Origin of the sequence: Lysobacter claricitrinus, assembly GCF_045866565.1 — a bacterium.
In the GTDB taxonomy this organism is placed as follows: domain Bacteria; phylum Pseudomonadota; class Gammaproteobacteria; order Xanthomonadales; family Xanthomonadaceae; genus Cognatilysobacter; species Cognatilysobacter claricitrinus.
Genome location: NZ_BAAFZV010000001.1, coordinates 840,558 through 856,538, shown reverse-complemented (window position 1 = coordinate 856,538; position 15,981 = coordinate 840,558). Strand labels below are relative to the sequence as shown.

9 protein-coding genes are annotated in these 15,981 nt (G+C 64.9%); 3 read left to right on the top strand and 6 right to left on the bottom strand.

Annotation, left to right across the window (positions count from 1 at the left end; all coding sequences use genetic code 11):
• Positions 1–9 precede the first annotated feature (9 nt).
• The 5 genes from ACKTTN_RS03665 to dinB form a co-directional block, all read right to left on the bottom strand.
• On the bottom strand, positions 10–2,322 hold the full coding sequence (locus ACKTTN_RS03665; protein WP_407908515.1) for an RHS repeat-associated core domain-containing protein: 2,313 nt from the start codon (positions 2,320–2,322) through the stop codon (positions 10–12).
• 12 nt (positions 2,323–2,334) lie between these two features.
• The gene (locus tag ACKTTN_RS03660; protein WP_407908514.1) at positions 2,335–6,402 is read right to left on the bottom strand and encodes a DUF6531 domain-containing protein; all 4,068 of its coding nucleotides are present in this window, start codon (positions 6,400–6,402) and stop codon (positions 2,335–2,337) included.
• A 61-nt stretch (positions 6,403–6,463) separates the two neighbouring features.
• Complete coding sequence (locus ACKTTN_RS03655) at positions 6,464–7,552, bottom strand: Fic family protein (protein WP_407908513.1); 1,089 nt, start codon at positions 7,550–7,552, stop codon at positions 6,464–6,466.
• Between the two features lie 174 nt (positions 7,553–7,726).
• Complete coding sequence (locus tag ACKTTN_RS03650) at positions 7,727–10,123, bottom strand: sensor domain-containing protein (protein WP_407908512.1); 2,397 nt, start codon at positions 10,121–10,123, stop codon at positions 7,727–7,729.
• Between the two features lie 124 nt (positions 10,124–10,247).
• Entirely contained in the window at positions 10,248–11,351 is a 1,104-nt protein-coding gene (gene dinB, locus ACKTTN_RS03645) for a DNA polymerase IV (protein WP_407908511.1), read from the bottom strand.
• Between the two features lie 90 nt (positions 11,352–11,441).
• Here dinB and ACKTTN_RS03640 point away from each other — a divergent pair, with 90 nt between their 5' ends.
• The 3 genes from ACKTTN_RS03640 (at position 11,442) to ACKTTN_RS03630 (ending at position 14,634) form a co-directional block, all read left to right on the top strand.
• Positions 11,442–11,909: a hypothetical protein gene (locus tag ACKTTN_RS03640; protein WP_407908510.1), complete on the top strand. Its 468-nt coding sequence runs from the start codon at positions 11,442–11,444 to the stop codon at positions 11,907–11,909.
• Between the two features lie 75 nt (positions 11,910–11,984).
• A complete protein-coding gene (locus tag ACKTTN_RS03635) occupies positions 11,985–13,037 on the top strand; it encodes a class 1 fructose-bisphosphatase (protein WP_407908509.1) in 1,053 nt (350 codons plus the stop codon).
• 103 nt (positions 13,038–13,140) lie between these two features.
• Positions 13,141–14,634 (top strand): sigma-54 dependent transcriptional regulator, encoded by a 1,494-nt coding sequence (locus ACKTTN_RS03630; protein WP_407908508.1) that lies wholly within the window; start codon positions 13,141–13,143, stop codon positions 14,632–14,634.
• On the opposite strand, the gene ACKTTN_RS03625 is transcribed toward ACKTTN_RS03630, so the two are convergent.
• Positions 14,635–15,966, bottom strand: coding sequence for a transporter (locus ACKTTN_RS03625; RefSeq protein WP_407908507.1), 1,332 nt, complete (start codon positions 15,964–15,966; stop codon positions 14,635–14,637).
• Positions 15,967–15,981: the final 15 nt, after the last annotated feature.

The window sequence follows — 15,981 nt, the reverse complement described above, 5'->3', positions numbered from 1 at the left end:
CACCTGTTCTCACTCGCATCCGCAGCCGCTCACTCGCTGAATCTGGCTATTTGCAGGATCCAAGATCCAGTCCAAATCCGCACCTGTTACGGCACCCAAGTCGTAAGCCATGAGTTCATTTTGGGTACCCTTGTTATGTAATCCAAGATAGTGGCCAAGTTCGTGCCCCCAAACCCGGTCGCTCCTGCCGGGCATTGGGTAAATATTAAGATGCCCGGAATCCATCGTGTCATCTTGGTACGGGTAGACCATAGTCGTATTCGCGTTAGCCGCCCTTGTCACTTGAGTTACGTGCATGCTAACTGTGTAGTCGCCAACAGTAGTGTTCCACACTTCTTCCATCTTGGAGATTATGTTCGCAACATCGGAATCCTTGACGCCGTTAGATTTGATGAAATTGATGGGAACTCCGAGCGCAATATGATTACCCTTCTTACACATATACGCGAACAACCCCGTGGCGTCGTAGAAGTTGGCTGGGCTGCCATTCGCGTAAACATAAGTATTTACCCCCCCTGCAAGGCCAACGGGATCTGATTGCAGATATCGGCCCGTCACGCTGTCATATACACGCGCCCCGTTGTACCAAAGTGCAGTTTCCTGGTCGTAGTACTGCCCTGGAAACCCGATGTTCAACCCACCGATCTGATCGGCTACGACCGTGCGGCCCCACGCGTCGTTGCTCGCCCGCCACATCTGCGCTTGGGCGGCATTGCTGGCGACCTCAGGGCGACCCAAATGGTCGTTGTGCACGTAGTAGAGCTGCTGGTCCGGCTTGACCACGCCGACAAGCTCACCGCCCAGCCAGATGTAGTTCGTCCAGCCCGCAGCAGCAGCCTCCGCAACCAGCTGATTGGGCCCGCTGTACGCATAGCGAGTCGTGGCTACAGCGCTACCGGACTTAGTGACCCGCTGCCCTGCGGCATCGGTCAGATAGTTGGTGACTACACCGTTGACCGTCGCCGTGCGCAGATCGCCATAGGCATCGTAGGCATAGCTCGCTGTGCGACCGGGCGCGGTTTCGCCACTACGCGCCCCGAGATTGTTGTAGCTGTAGCCGTAGCTACCCGATGCATCGGTGTAACCCATCAGGCGATTGCTCTGCGGATCGATCGTGTAGTCGGCCCGCGCCGTTCCGGCGGTCCACGCCGTGCGATTGCCGTTCGGGTCATACGACCACACCCGCGACTGGGCGTCGTCGGCCGTCAAACGCGCGGCATTGTCGTAGCGATAGCTGCGATTCTGCCCAGCGTCGATGCCGTTGGTCAGACCCGTGATCTCGCTGGCATCGTTGAATCGATAGGTCAGACTCTGCAATAGAGTGCTCGCCGTACCGGAGCTGATGGCAAATGGCCGGCCGTCACTGTCGAAGTCGTAGCGACGCTGCAGACCGTTACCGTAGGTCCAACCGTTTGCACGACCGAACGGTTGGTAGGTCAGTCCAGATGCCACGGTGCGTGTTGTACCGTTGATCGTGGCCTGCACCAGCTGCACGCGTCCATCGACGTAGCCGTAGCCGACGGTCATGCCGTTCGGATAGGTCACGCCGATCGTCTGGCCCATGCCGTTGTAGGCGTAGGCAGTCAGATCAGCGGTGCCCAGCGACGCGTTGACGACTTGCTCGGTATCGAGCCAGCCATGTGGCGTGTACGTGTAGGCCGTGGTTACGCCATCACCCGTCGCACTGCACAACAACCCTTTGCCGTTGGCGCAGGTGTCGTAGTTGAACGTGCGTGCATCGTTACCGTCGGACCTGGCGGTAGATTTCAGTCGGCCCAAGCCGTCGTACGTCATCGCGATGGTGCTGCCGTCATTGCGGGTGACGCTGGTGACTTGCCCTGCACCGTCATGTACGTAGCTCGTTGCACCCGTATCGGGGCTCTGCTGGTTCCAGACTTCGCCGAATCCGTCTCGCGTGTACGTCGTCCGGAGGCCTTTCGGATCCTTCACCGCGACAACGTTGTCGCCCGCGTCATATGTCAAGGTCGTGGTGTTGCCGGCATAGTCGGTTTGCGTAGCGACGCGATCGAGCGCGTCGTACGTAAACGTCGTCGTGCGACCTGCGCCATCTGTTGCCGTCAATGTGTTGCCGTTGGCGTCGTAGGTGAAGCTCTGGATGGTCACGTTCGTGCTGTTGCGCACGCGAATCACGCGACCCAGCTCGTCGTAGTCGGTGTACTGCGCGAATGCCGGAATCGCGATCGGAGGATCACCCGGCGGCAGCGTGGGCGTTGCGATTGAAATGCCTGGTAGCGCCAATGCCAACGCCGTGACGAGGGCCTTGCGATGCATGTGACGAGCAGCTGTCTTGGTCTGTGTCATGTCGGCGCTTCCTTACTGGACCTGGCACTGGCGGGTCGGGCACTTCGGCGGATTGGGATCCGGCCGATACTCGCCCGATTGGTAGCCACTAACGAGAATCGCCGACAACTCGACCCCGCCGCTCTTCACGGCGAAGCGCACGGGATTCGTAGTAATCCAGTTCGCAACCTGCGTGCCGCCCTGTGCGCGGGCGAATAGCTGGGGACCCGACCCGTCGGGATTACTGACCCATACCTCCGCGTCCGCGCGGCTGGAGCTCCAGCTCATCGTGACCGTGCAGGTGGTCTCGCCCACATATATCTTGCAGGGATTGGTGGATGCGCTGATTGATCCGCTTGCCACCGTAATCACCACGTTCGGCGTCGTTGCACCGAACCACGCGTACCCGTCGCGCACCATCCGCCACTGGAAGTTGTAGGTACCTGCTGCCGATGGCGCAGTTGCATTGAACGCATAGGTTGCGACTTGCCCCGGCGCGACGGGCGACGGCGTGCCGATCCGGTTGGTGCCCCACGTCGTGTTATCGCCCGGGTTCAACGATCCCATGCTGTAGGCGTCGGCCGCCGTCCACGTGGTGTTGCCGGTGTTGCTGAACTGCACCGTCGCTGCGAACGGCCTGCCTGCGGCGACGAGCGTTGGAACGGCCTGATTGACGTAATTGCTGCCATAGACGATCGGCTGCACGGTGACCGTAGCGGAAGGCGCGCCGCAACCTGCTGCATTACATGCCCATGCTCGATAGCTGTACGACGCGGCAGTGCTGCGGCCGGTCAGCGCCACGCTATTGCCGCCACTAACGGTCGTCCAGGCGCCACCGTTTACGCTCTCGTCGAGCTGGTAAGCGGTTGCGCCGCTCACACCGGACCAACTGACGGTGTAGCTGCCGTTCGTATTCACAGCGGGTGCGGACACCGTCGGCGAGCCGGGAAGGTCCAGTCGGTTGACCGAACCGACCGCAGACACCGGACCACAGCCCGACACATTGCAGCCGGCCACGCGGTAGCTGTAGGTGCCTTGGCCCCGACCGGTCAGCGTCATCCAGGTGGACGCAGTGGGCGCGAGAGTGGTCCACAACCCGTTGCCGGTGTTCTCTTCGACGTTGTAGCTGGAGGCGGAGCCGACTGCCGTCCAGGTGATGGTGTACGTGCTCGAGCTGCTGGTTGCAGGGACGCTCAGCGCGGGCGACGCCGCCGGCGGGCGAATCACCTGCACGGTCGCCGTGTTCGATGCGCCCGTGCATCCTGCTTCGTTGCATGCCCAGACACGGTACGCGTACGTTCCGTCGGGCTTCGCCGAGTAAGTGAAGGTGGTACCGGCGTAGCGGCCAACCGACGCCCATGCGCCGCTGTTGGAGCTTTCGTCAAGCTGATACGCGTTCGCTGCAGAGACGCCCGTCCACGACAACGTGTAATTACCGTCGGGGCTTGACGACGGCGCGCTGAGCGATGGAGCCGAGATGGGCGCATCCACGCGTTTAACCGAAACGACGGCGGACACAGGACCGCAGCCGGATACATTGCAGCCCGATACGCGATAGCTATATGTACCAACGCCGCGCCCCGTGAGTGTCATCGACGTCGAGGCGGTCGGCGAAAGTGCCGTCCACAGACCGTTGCCCGTGTTCTCTTCGACCTTGTAGCTCGTGGCCGAGGCCACGGCCGTCCAGCTCATCGAGTAGGTATTGGACGCGCTCATCGCCGGCGCTGTTAACGTCGGAGTGGCGGATGGAGGGCGGACCACCTGCACAGACACCGTGTTAGACGGTGACGCGCAACCGTATTGGTTGCATGCCGTAACGCGGTAGCTGTACGTACCGTCCGCCTTGCTCGTGAAGCCTTGAGTAGTCGACTTCACACGGCCGATCGAAGCCCAGCCCCCCCCGTTAGCCGACTCGTCCAACTGATACTCGCTTGCTGTGGAGACAGCGGACCAGCTGACGCTGTAGTTGCCGTCGGCGCTGGACGACGGTGCACTAGCTGTAGGCGCAGCGGTAGGGGCTGCCACTGCAGACACACGCTCGACGACCGTCGAAGTCACCTGGGACATCGGGTTGTACGTGTAACGCGTAACTTCGTACGTGCCCGCGGCCTCCTGCGCATATTTGCGAGTTACCCGCCACGCGTTGTCGTACTCCTGCACCAGCGCGCGACCATTGGGCAGCGTCGTCTTCGACAACCGGCCTAGTGCGTCGTAGTCGAAGATGGTCGTTTGCGGCGCGCCATTTACATAGTGGATAGTCTTGTGTGCGCGGCCCACCACGTCATAGATCGCATCTACGACGTCGCCGTTGGGCCCCACGAAATGGCCGGCTCGCCCCAGCCCGTCGAAGTTGCTGTAGGCGGTCGTGTGGCCCAATGAATTGGTCACCGAAACGATGTTGCCGAATGTATCGTAACGAACGGTCTCGACGTCGCCGGTGCCAGGTAGCGGCCCGTCTGAGGTAATGCTCTCGAGCACTTGCTCACCAGTGCCACCGACTGGCACTTGGTACGTGTAGGTGTATGTCGTAATGCGACTCTGTCCTGGGACGCCGTTGGCAGAGAGATTGATGCGCTCAACTTTCGAAAGCCGACCGTCCGCGCCGTACGAGAAGATCACCTTCACCTTCCCTACGATGGTTTCACTTTCGATGTCAGTACCGTTCTTCCAGGTGTACTCGGTGACGCGCTGTTCCGAGGTTCCGGACGCTTCCGTCTTGCGAAGTAGCTGCCCGGCCGGGCTGTAGACAAACTGTGTGATGTATCCCCTCGCGTCCTTCAGGGTCAACGGATAACCGTTCGTGTCGTAGGTGCGTTCGGTTGCATCTGAGAACGGGCAGTTCGCACTCGGCGTGCCTGTTACCGACGTAAGCTTTCCATCAGTAAAGACATACGTTGCCTTCTTCCCTAACGGGTTCGTTTCTTCAGCGATCCAACGCCCATCGGCATCGGTCGAATAAGCGTATGAGTACTTTTCCGCGCCGTTGCGCTCCGAACCTATTGCAAGAAAAGTTTGGGGATCGTAGTAGATCCGTGAATAGCGAGCTCCGTTGATCGACTTGCCAGTTAGCGCGTAGCGCAAGTCGTTCGCGTACGGGCTGGTTGGGTCGAAAGCTTCGTAGTGGTAAGTCGTCGTTATCGCCGGATCGCCTGGTGCCGTCACACTGCCGAGCACCTTCCAGTTTTGAAAGACGTTCGTGTAGCCGTAGGTGTACGTATGGCCGGCCGGATCTCTGATCCCCGTCAGGTATTCGCCTGTCCAGATCAGTTCGACGTACTGCCCGGAACTGTGCGTGACACGATTGAGTTGGCGGCCGGTATACGCAAAGGTCCAGCTGACGCCGTGTTGATCGGACTTCTTAAGCAGACGTCCAGTCGTACCCTGGTCGCCTTGGTTTGAATAGACCTCGCGCGAGCCATCCTCCCAGTAGAGGACGAAGGTCGCTCCTTGAGGAACGATCTTGGAGATCGGGGTTGGCTTGTCTTCGTAGAAGTTCCCATCAGCTGCTCTGACGAACATTACCCGGCTTCCGTCCGGACGCTCTGCCGCCAGCAGGTTCGCTTCAGCCATGTCGCACGGCGCCTCGTGCGGGCATTCATACGCATCTGGTCCGAAAGCGTAGAGAAGTCGATAGTCGTAGTTGCTGCGCCAATGGGGGCCGAAAATTCCAGAGGCCCCGTTCAAATAGACGTACGTTCTTTCAAGCGCAAGGCCCATCTCGCCCGGCAACTGGAAGTCGGTCTCGACGATTGACTCGTTGCCCGAGCCAATATTGATCGGGTCCGCCTTATTTACGTCGTTACCTTGGACTGCGCAGGAACTTGTTTTCGAAACGCCTCGCGTACCCGGAGATGCGCCGGCATTGGTTAGCAACGTTTCGCCACGCTTGTCGTCAGGACGACGCGTGTTGGTAAGAATTGCAATCTGTACGTTTGCGTCTCTAAACAACGCCAAGTTAATGGCGCGGAGTCGCGACCCTTCTACAGTCGTATCGCCGTTCCTAAGGTGTTGAAGCTGGCATTTCGGGTCATTTGGGTTTGATTCGCACGGGTCACTAGAGGCCACGGCATTGGATGCGTGTCCCAAGGTGATGAATAACACGCATTGAATAGCTGAGCGAAGACACGTTTGTGCCCGAGCGTTGAGTTCAACCCCAAGAACGTTACTCATCAGCGCTTACTTCCCCTAGAGAAATCTTGATTGAGCGTGCAATCGCATCGCCGACCACTTCGGCGAGCGCGCGCGTATGTACGCGATTGGCGTCAATGGTGAGGAGCTGGCCGCCGGAATGAGCGATTCGCTCCAGAGAGCCCATCGCTGCCTTCTTGGACAATCCGGCCACGCTCGCCACGTCGGCGGCATTGAGCTGGCCTGTACACCAGAAGAGTTGCTCCAAGCGCCTTCGGACCGAGCGCGAGCTGCCGGAAAAAGGCCATTGCCGCCTGATTTCTGCGGCTGCACGCACTGCGCCAAGCCGCATAAGCTCGGCGTAAAGTTCGATTTCAAAAATCTCGGCGGCGGCCAAGTACTTGCGCAGGCCCCGCTCGTAAATATCGTTCCATGTCTGCGTGATCAGGAGGCGGCGGCTCGCGGCTTCCAGACATACGACGGCTGCGTAGGAAAAGACCACGTCCGCCCCGTTTGCAGCAGCCAATGTCAGTTGTCGAGCCCATCTTCCGTTGCCATCGCGGAACGGGTGGATCGCGGCACCCGAGAACAGGACAAGGGCTGCGCGATGTACGGGTCTCACATCACTCGCCGGTGACGACAGCGCAGTAGCGAGGCCGGAGACGAGCTCTGGCAAGCGATCAAATGGCGGATAGATGTGGCGCGCATCAGCTGAACTGCGTCCGCCGGCGAAGATGATTTCTTGCCGAAATTGGGTCGATCCAGACGTGCTGCGCGCAATCGCGAGAAGATCTTCTGTCGAAAACGAGCGAGGCGGCCCGGCATCCACAACAGCGTCGAACGCAATGCCTGCTAGCAGTGGGGAGCAGAGCATGTCGTTGCGACGACGCGTGATCGAGGGGATAAGCAGAATGGCGGCTGCGCGGGCTGCCTCAACATCCGGCCTTGAGACGGGTGTCGAACTGCAACGTTGTGCGCGGTGGAGCAGTTCGTTTAGAGGTGCAGGCGTGAAGTATCGAAGGCTCCTTCCCGCGGCGAGCGATGGCACCGTCGCATACGACCCAGCCGGCCGATCGATCGACCGCCCAAGATCGTAAGCATCGATGACGTCCCGACTATCCATGTCGTCCCCCCAACCTCCACCCCAACGCGCTAGCAGTCGTTAGTCGGTGCGCTCATTCGCGGTCGCGACGCTGCATCCAGGCTCCCCAGCCTCGGATTTGCAAGAGCCGGATCATACATTGCTGCCCGTTGGGGTCAATCTAGTCATTGGCGTTCACGGCAAATGGTCTCTTCGCTAACTCACCGGCGCAGACGCCGTCTCCACCTGCGTCGCCCGCTCGAAGGGCAGCGGCTTCGCGAACAAGTAGCCCTGCAGTTCACCGGCACCGCGCGTGCGTAGCCAGTCGCGTTGGAACGGGGACTCCACACCTTCGGCGACGACGCCCAATCGCAGCGTCTTCGCCAGCGCGATCACTGCTTCGCAGATCGAGCGATCGCTCGCATCGCGTTCCAGATCGTTGACGAACGAGCGATCGATCTTCAGTCGATGGATCGGCAGGCGCTTGAGGTACGAGAGGCTGGAATAGCCGACGCCGAAGTCGTCGATCGCCAGCGTAACGCCAAGGTCGGACAGCGCGGCCATGACTTCGGCGGCGCGCTTGGGGTCGTCGACGATGACGCTTTCGGTAAGTTCGAGTTCGAGCGCGCCGGGTGGCAACTGGAATTCGTCGATGACGCGGCGCACGTCGTCGAGCAGGCCGTGCGCGAACTGCATGGCCGAGACGTTGACCGAGATGCGCACGTGGCCCAGACCTTGGGCGACGAGGAAGGCGTGGTGGCGCGCGGCTTCGTGCAGCACGCGGCGGCCGAGTTCGACGATCAGCCCGCTCTCTTCGCAGATGGCGATGAAATCCGACGGCGGCAGCAGGCCGCGCATCGGATGCTCCCAACGCACCAGTGCTTCGAGTGCGACGAGTTGCAGGTCGGCGGAGAACAGCGGTTGGAACAGCAGGCGGAATTCGCGGCGCTCGAGTGCTTCGCGAAGTTCCTGCAGCAGCTGCAACTTGCCGCCGCCGGACGGCGTCGCGCCGGCGCGGTAGGCGACGGTGCAATTGCGGCCCTGCTTCTTCGCCTGGTACATCGCGAGTTCGGCGCACATCAGCAGGCTTTCGGCGCTGACGGCGTCTTCCGGGCAGTGGCTGTAGCCGACGCAGGCGCTGACCTTGCACCGGCGCGCGGCGACTTCCAGCGGTTCCGACAGCGCGGCGTGCACGCGCGCGGCGACGCGTTCGGTCTCAAGTTCGCTGTCGCCTTCCAGCACGATGACGAATTCGTCGCCGACCGAACGCCCGATCAGAGCGCGCGGCCCGGCGACGCGTTGCAGGCGCGTGGCGATCTCGCACAGCACGCGGTCGCCGGTGGCGTGGCCGAGTTCGTCGTTGACCAGCTTGAATTCGTCGAGGTCGACGATCAGCACGCTGACGCGACCGCCTTCAGCCTCCATCCGCTGCACGCTTTCGGCGACGCGTTCGAGCACGAGGTGGCGATTCGGCAGGCCGGTCAGCACGTCGTGCGTGGAGCGCCAGTGCAACTGCTGCGCATGGCGTTGGCGCTCGCTGGTGTCGGTCAACATGCCCAGCACATGCGTGACGCGGCCATCGACGTCGCGCATCGGCGTGAGCTGCAGCTCGTACCAGAACGGCGTGCCGTCGCGACGCGTGCCCTGCGAGGCGACGTGCAGGTCGGTCACCGCTTCGAGCGCATCGCGCAGCAGTGCGCTGCCGGTGTGCTTGGGATCGAACGCCTGCACCACGTCGAATGGGCGACCTTCGATGTCCGCTTCGGCGTAGCCGGTGATCTGCTGGAATGCGGAATTGGCGTAGACGATCGGGTAACCGTCGCGCCCGGCATCGGCGATGACGATGCCGCTCGCGGACGCCTCGACCGCGCGATCGAGCAGGCGCATGCGTGTGGACAGCAGGTTCTGCGGGCAGCGATCGATCATGCCGCCGACCATGCGCAGCGGTGCGCCGTGGCCGTCGCGCTGGATGTAGCCGCGGTCGAGCACGTCGGTGAACGTGCCGTCGCCGCGCTGGAACGCGTATTCCTCGACCCACTGCGTCGCATTGCCTTCGATCGCCGCGGCGAGGCTGGCGCCGACGCGGGTGCGATCGTCCGGATGCACGAGCGCGGCCCAGGCATCGATGTCGCGCGGCATGGTCGCGGCGTCGAAGCCGAAGTTGGTGGCGAAGCTGTCGCTGAACCAGATGTCGCCGAGCGCCACGTTCCAGTCGTAGGCGGCGTCGCTCATCGCCTGTGCGAGCAGGTGCACGCGCGCCTGCGCGCGTTCCACTTCGCTGACGTCGCGCGCGACCACCAGCCGCGCCGGGCGGCCGCGCCAGGTTACGCGGGCGGTGCGGATCTGCACGTGCATCAGCGCGCCGTCGCGGTGGCGGTGCAGCCACACGGTTTCCGGGCGCGGTGCGCCCGCGTTTTCGCGGATGTAGCGCTCGATCTGCGCGCGTTCGGCTTCGGGTCGGAGGTCGAGGATGCTCATCGACCGCATGGCGTCGCGGTCGTAGCCGTACATCTCGGCCGCGACGGTGTTGGCATCGAGGATGCGCAACGTCGACTCGTCGAAGACCCACATCGGCACCGGGCTGGCGTCGAATGCATCGAAGTCTTCGGTCACGGCGTCCCCACGCGTCGCGTAAGCCCCACACATTGCCACGCGCCGCCACCGCTGCGAACCCCGTGGTTTTCGAACTGCGTCGCGTTTTGCACTGTGCGGTGTGCGCAACTGCGACGTGCAGCGGTCACAACGTGAGCGCGTCGTCGAACAGGTCAACCTGTGGATCGATGTCGCCGAGGTTCGCCAGGCCGACGCCGATCAGGCGATAGCGCGTGGACGCCGGCAACGCCACGCGCGTGCGCAGTTCGACCGCGGTGCGCGCGAGCGCGTCGGCGCTGTCGGGCATGCGGGTCGGCGTGAGCGAACGGGTGAGGATGCGGAAGTCGGAGGTCTTGAGCTTGAGCACGACGGTGCGCGGCGCGCGCGGCGGGCGGTTGTCGCGCAGGTCGCGCTCGTGCTGGCGCAGCCACGCGGCCCAGGTTTTCTCCGCCATGCGCGCGATGTGCGGCGCGAGCTCGTCGAGCGTCAGGTCCGACTCCAGCGTGTCCTCGCTGGAGATCTGCGTGTGCGGGCGCTCGGGTTCGACCGGGTGCTCGTCGATGCCCCAGGCGAGTTCGTGCAGGCGACGGCCCCATCGACCGAAACGCTCGACCAGCGCATCGCGACCGGCGTCGCGCAGGTCGCTGACGGTGTGCAGGCCCATCGCCTCGAGTTCGCCCTGCGTGACCTTGCCGACGCCCGGAAGACGCCCCACCGGCAACGGCGCGAGGAAGGCTTCGACTTTCGACGGCGGCACGACGAACAGGCCGTCGGGCTTGTTCCAGTCGGACGCGATCTTGGCGACGAACTTGTTGGGCGCGACGCCGGCGGACGCGGTGAGCTGGGTGACCTCGCGAATCTCGGCGCGGATGGATCTGGCGATGTCGGTGGCGGTGGGGAGGTCGGTCAAGGGCGCGGTGACGTCGAGGTAGGCCTCGTCCAGCGATAACGGTTCCACCAGCGGCGTGTGCCTGCCGAAGATCGTGCGGATCTGCTGCGAGACGAGCTTGTAGCGGGTGAAGTCGGGCGGCACGAACACCGCGTCCGGGCACAGGCGTTCGGCGCGCACCGCCGGCATCGCCGAGCGGATGCCGAATACGCGGGCCTCGTGACTCGCCGCGCACACCACCGAGCGCGCGCCGCGCCAGGCGACGACCACCGGCCGGCCGCGCAGCGACGGGTCGTCACGCTGTTCGACGCTCGCATAGAACGCGTCCATGTCGACGTGGATGACCTTGCGCGCGGTCACGGCGCAACGCGTCCGACGCGGCGTCGACACATGCGCGCAACACGCGACGCGCAGCGTTCGCCGCCATCGGACGACGGATGCGAACGTGCAATGGACGAGCGGATGCAGGACACGATGACGGGATTGTCGCGCGACGCGACCGCTGAATTGCCGGCAACCGCGGAGGCCGTCGCCACCTGTCGCTCACGCGGGGACGCCCACCCTTTCGCGGTCCCGTCGCAACGCAGTACGCCCATGCTCGATGTCACCGCCGACCGCCTCCAGCAACAGCACGCCTACCTCGAGGACGGCGTCGCCCACGCCCTGCGCCGCGCCGGCGCCGGGCCGGACCTGGTGCTGGAGCGCCGACTGATGGGCCAGGCCAAGCTGCTGCAGGCGATGCTGTCGGACCGCAGCGCCGCGCAGGCGGTGGCGGACGTCGCCGAAGCCGCGCGGCGCGTCATGGACACCGCGGAACCCGAAGCGCCCGTCCGGATGCTGGCGCTGGCCCGCGAAAACCTCGCCCGGCTGGTGCGCCGGCACGCGCTGATGCTGCCGCGCGGTCGTCGCGTCGCCTGATACGCCCACGGGCGCCGTGACTGCGCCGGCGGGCGATCGGCGAGAATAGGCGCCCCGCCCGCCAGCCCGTCGCCGATGAATCCGACCGCCTCGCCCGTCTCCCTCACCCGCTACCTGCTCGAGGAAGAGCGCGAAGGCCGCGTCAGCCCCAACCTGCGGCTGCTCATCGAAGTGGTGGCGCGCGCCTGCAAGTCGATCTCGATCGCGGTCGGCAAGGGCGCGCTCGGTGGCGTGCTGGGCGACGCCGGCACCGCCGGGGAAGCCAGCATCAACGTGCAGGGCGAGGCGCAGAAGAAACTCGACGTGCTGAGCAACGAGATCCTGCTCGAAGCCAACGCCTGGGGCGGCCACCTCGCGGCGCTGGCGTCGGAGGAGATGGACCACGCGGTGCGCATCCCGGACGACCAGCCGCGCGGCAAGTACCTGCTGCTGTTCGACCCGCTGGACGGCTCGTCGAACATCGACGTCAACATCTCGGTCGGCACGATCTTCTCGGTGCTGCGCTGCCCGGAGGGCGTCGCGGAGGTCGGCGACGAGCATTTCCTGCAGCCGGGCACCGCTCAGGTGGCGGCCGGCTACTGCACCTACGGGCCGAGCACGATGCTGGTGCTCACCATCGGCAACGGCACCCACGCGTTCACGCTGGACCGCGAGATCGGCTCGTTCGTGATGACCACCCGCGGCATGCGGATCCCGGAAGAGACCAAGGAATTCGCCGTCAACATGTCGAACCAGCGCTTCTGGGAAGCGCCGATGCAGGGCTATGTCGGCGACCTGCTGGCCGGCAAGGACGGCCCGCGCGGCAAGGACTTCAACATGCGCTGGGTCGCCTCGATGGTGGCCGACGTGCACCGCATCCTGACCCGCGGCGGCATCTTCAGCTACCCGCTCGACAGCAAGTGCGCGCCCAAGGGCGGCAAGTTGCGCCTGATGTACGAGGCGAACCCGATGAGCTTCCTGGTCGAACAGGCCGGTGGCGCGGCGAGCACGGGGCGCCAGCGGATGCTGGAGGTCCAGCCGACCGGCCTGCACATGCGGGTTCCGGTCTTCCTGGGCTCGAAGCGCGAGGTCGAAGCCTCGGTGCGCTACCACGCCGAGCACGACGCCCGGGCCACCGCCGCGGCCTGACGTGCCGACGACCGGTATGTGAAGGCGGTCACAGAAGCTTGACCTGTAACGCCAGCGGGCTACCTTGGTCGTCCGGTGCGTGGGGCGCCGACAGGAGTCGGACATGGCGGACGGTGGCGCGGGCCGCGACGTGGTCTACGTCGCGCGCGCGGGGCGAGGAACGCCCCCTGAGCGTTTGCAACAACTCGGTTGGAAGGTGCAGGCGGCGTCGGATGCGCGCGGTGCGTTACGCATCGTGCAACGACGCGCGACGCACCCCTTCGCCGCATTGCTCGACCTGCGGGACGGGTTCTCCGACAGCGACCTCGCCGAGTTCGGCCCGGTGCTGGCGGCGAGCAACGTCGGCTGGGTCGCCGGCGTCACCACCGAGCAGCTCGACCAGCCGGCGGTGCGTCGCCTCATCCGCGACTACTGCTACGACTACGTCACGATGCCGTGCCCGGAGGCCGTGCTCGACACGGTGATCGGCCACGCGCACGGCATGGCGCGGCTCGCGTGCGACTCCGCGGTGCGACTCGCGCACGACGGCCTCGAGGGCATCATCGGCGAGAGCCCGGGCATGAAGGCGCTGGCGCGCACGCTGTGCAAGGCCGCGATGACCGAGGCGCCGGTGTTCATTGCCGGCGAAACCGGCACCGGCAAGGAACTTGCCGCGCAGGCGCTGCACGCGAACTCGCGTCGCAAGCCGATGCCGTTCGTGGCGATCAACTGCGGCGCGATCCCGCATTCGCTGATCCAGTCCGAGCTGTTCGGCTACGAGCGCGGCGCATTCACCGGCGCGCAGAACCGCAAGCTCGGCCGCATCGAAATGGCCAACGGCGGCACGCTGTTCCTCGACGAGATCGGCGACCTGCCGATGGAGAGCCAGGCCTCGCTGCTGCGCTTCCTGCAGGAGGGCGCGTTCCAGCGCCTTGGTGGGCACGACACCGTTCGCGTCGACGTGCGCATCGTCTCGGCCACCCACCACGATCTCGAAACCGCGATCGCGCATGGTCGGTTCCGCGCCGACCTCTATCACCGCCTCTGCGTGCTGCGCCTCGCGCAGCCGCCGCTGCGCGAACGCGGCCATGACATCGACCTGCTCGCACAGCACGCGCTGTCGCGCTATTCGACCGAAGGCCTGCGCGTCATCAAGGGTTTCTCGCCGTGCGCGCGCCGCGCGATCCACGCCTACGACTGGCCCGGCAACGTGCGCGAGATGATCAACCGCGTGCGCCAGGCGGTGGTGATGGCGGAAGGCCGCCTGATCACCGCGGCTGACCTCGGCCTGGGGGAGGTGGTCGCGCCAACGCCACCCACGCTCGAGGACGTGCGCAACGACGCGTCGCGTCGTGCGATCGAGGCCGCGCTTCGTCGCAGCCGCGGTCGGCTGGTCGATGCCGCGCGCGAACTCGATGTCTCGCGCGTCACGCTTTACCGCTTGATGCAGCGCTACGGCCTCGCCGCCGACGGCAGCCACGACGAGAACGCGGGTAGCGATCTCGCGCCGCCGCCGATGACACCGGTCATGGCGGTCACGGGCGGACGTCGCGCGACCGATGGCCGCTCGCAACCCGCGGCCGAACGACGTCGGACGCGCGGGCTGTCGATCGCCTGATCAGAACGCGCGCGAACCGCGCAGCGAGAACACGAAGTTCGGCGCGTCGGGCGTCAGGCCCGCCGCGAGCTGGCCGTTGATGGTCCAGCCCGACGGCAGCACGTAGCTCGTGCCCAGATTCAGCGCCGTCGCGTTGCTCGAACTGCCCGGTATGCGCGCCTGCTGTCCGCCGGGCGATTTCGTGTGGGTGGCGGCCTGCATCGCGCTGCCCACGCTCATGCTGATCGCCGCGCGGTCGTTTAGCGCGATCGCGACGCCGGCGCTGAGGTTGAAGCTGTGGCCGAGGTAGACCTTGGCCGGCGACGTCGCACCGACCACCGGCGAGATGTCGTCGAACGAACCCGGACGGTTCCAGGTGTAACCGAGGTTGGCGAACAGGATCACCGGGTCGTAGGTGCGCAGCACCGAGACGTTGCCGGTCGCGCTCCACACGCCGATGCCGGTGGGCAGGTTCTCGGGCACGTTGAGGTTGCTGTTGTCGCCGTCGGCCTGGATCACCTTCAAGCCGAACGGATCACGACCGGTCGGCGCGCGCACGCGCACGCTGCCGACGACGTCGGGATGCGTCGCCGACTCCTTGACCAGCTGGTAGTACGCCGCCGCGCTGGCGTCGCCGATGCCGCTGGAGCGCACCTTCACTTCGGTCAGCGACGTCGCCGCGCCGCCGGCGCCACCGCTGACGAAGCGCGTTTCGCGCGACACCCACGGCAGGTCGGCTTCCAGGCTGAGGCGATCGGTAATGCCGTAGCGACCGGTCACGTCGACCGTGCCGATCGACGACTTGCTCTGGTCGAGGTTGATCGTGCCGAGGAAGATCGCGTCCAGCGCAAGGAAACCGCTGAGCGTGAGTTCGCGACGGTCGTAGTAGCTGTAGCTCATGCCCATGTCGAGCGTGAACTTGCGCTCGAACAACGGTGCGTGTTCGCGCACGACCAGCGTCTTTTCCTGTTGGCGACGCTGCTCGTCCTCGTCGCGCTGCGTCTGCCCGACCTGCAGGTTGCTGTCTTCGGCGGGCGGAGGCGGCGTCGACTTCTCGCGCGCGATGCGTGCCGTGTCGACGGGAGGCGGCACCGCCTGCTGCGGCGCGCCCCCGCCGGCCAGGCCGCGGCCGCGAAGCTGTTGCAACTGCAGCTCTTCGACTTCCGCGCGCAGCCTCGCGATCTCCGCGGCCTGCGCGTCGAGCTTGGCGGTGAGTGCGCCGAGTTTCGCGTCGACATCCGACGCGGCGGACGTGGCGCTTTGCGGGTCGGCGAAGGCGGCGGGGCTTGCGAGTGCGAGGGCCAGGGCGGTGGGGAGGAGGCGGGCGGTCAGGCGCGACGGGTGCGACGGCATTCTTCTTCGGTCCTT

Excerpts from the sequence above, each read along its gene's own strand:
- ACKTTN_RS03665 (WP_407908515.1), bottom strand. The coding sequence starts at position 2,322 with ATGACACAGACCAAGACAGCTGCTCGTCACATGCATCGCAAGGCCCTC.
- ACKTTN_RS03655 (WP_407908513.1), bottom strand. The coding sequence starts at position 7,552 with ATGGATAGTCGGGACGTCATCGATGCTTACGATCTTGGGCGGTCGATC.
- ACKTTN_RS03640 (WP_407908510.1), top strand. The coding sequence starts at position 11,442 with ATGGACGAGCGGATGCAGGACACGATGACGGGATTGTCGCGCGACGCG.
- ACKTTN_RS03635 (WP_407908509.1), top strand. The coding sequence starts at position 11,985 with ATGAATCCGACCGCCTCGCCCGTCTCCCTCACCCGCTACCTGCTCGAG.
- ACKTTN_RS03630 (WP_407908508.1), top strand. The coding sequence starts at position 13,141 with ATGGCGGACGGTGGCGCGGGCCGCGACGTGGTCTACGTCGCGCGCGCG.
- ACKTTN_RS03625 (WP_407908507.1), bottom strand. The coding sequence starts at position 15,966 with ATGCCGTCGCACCCGTCGCGCCTGACCGCCCGCCTCCTCCCCACCGCC.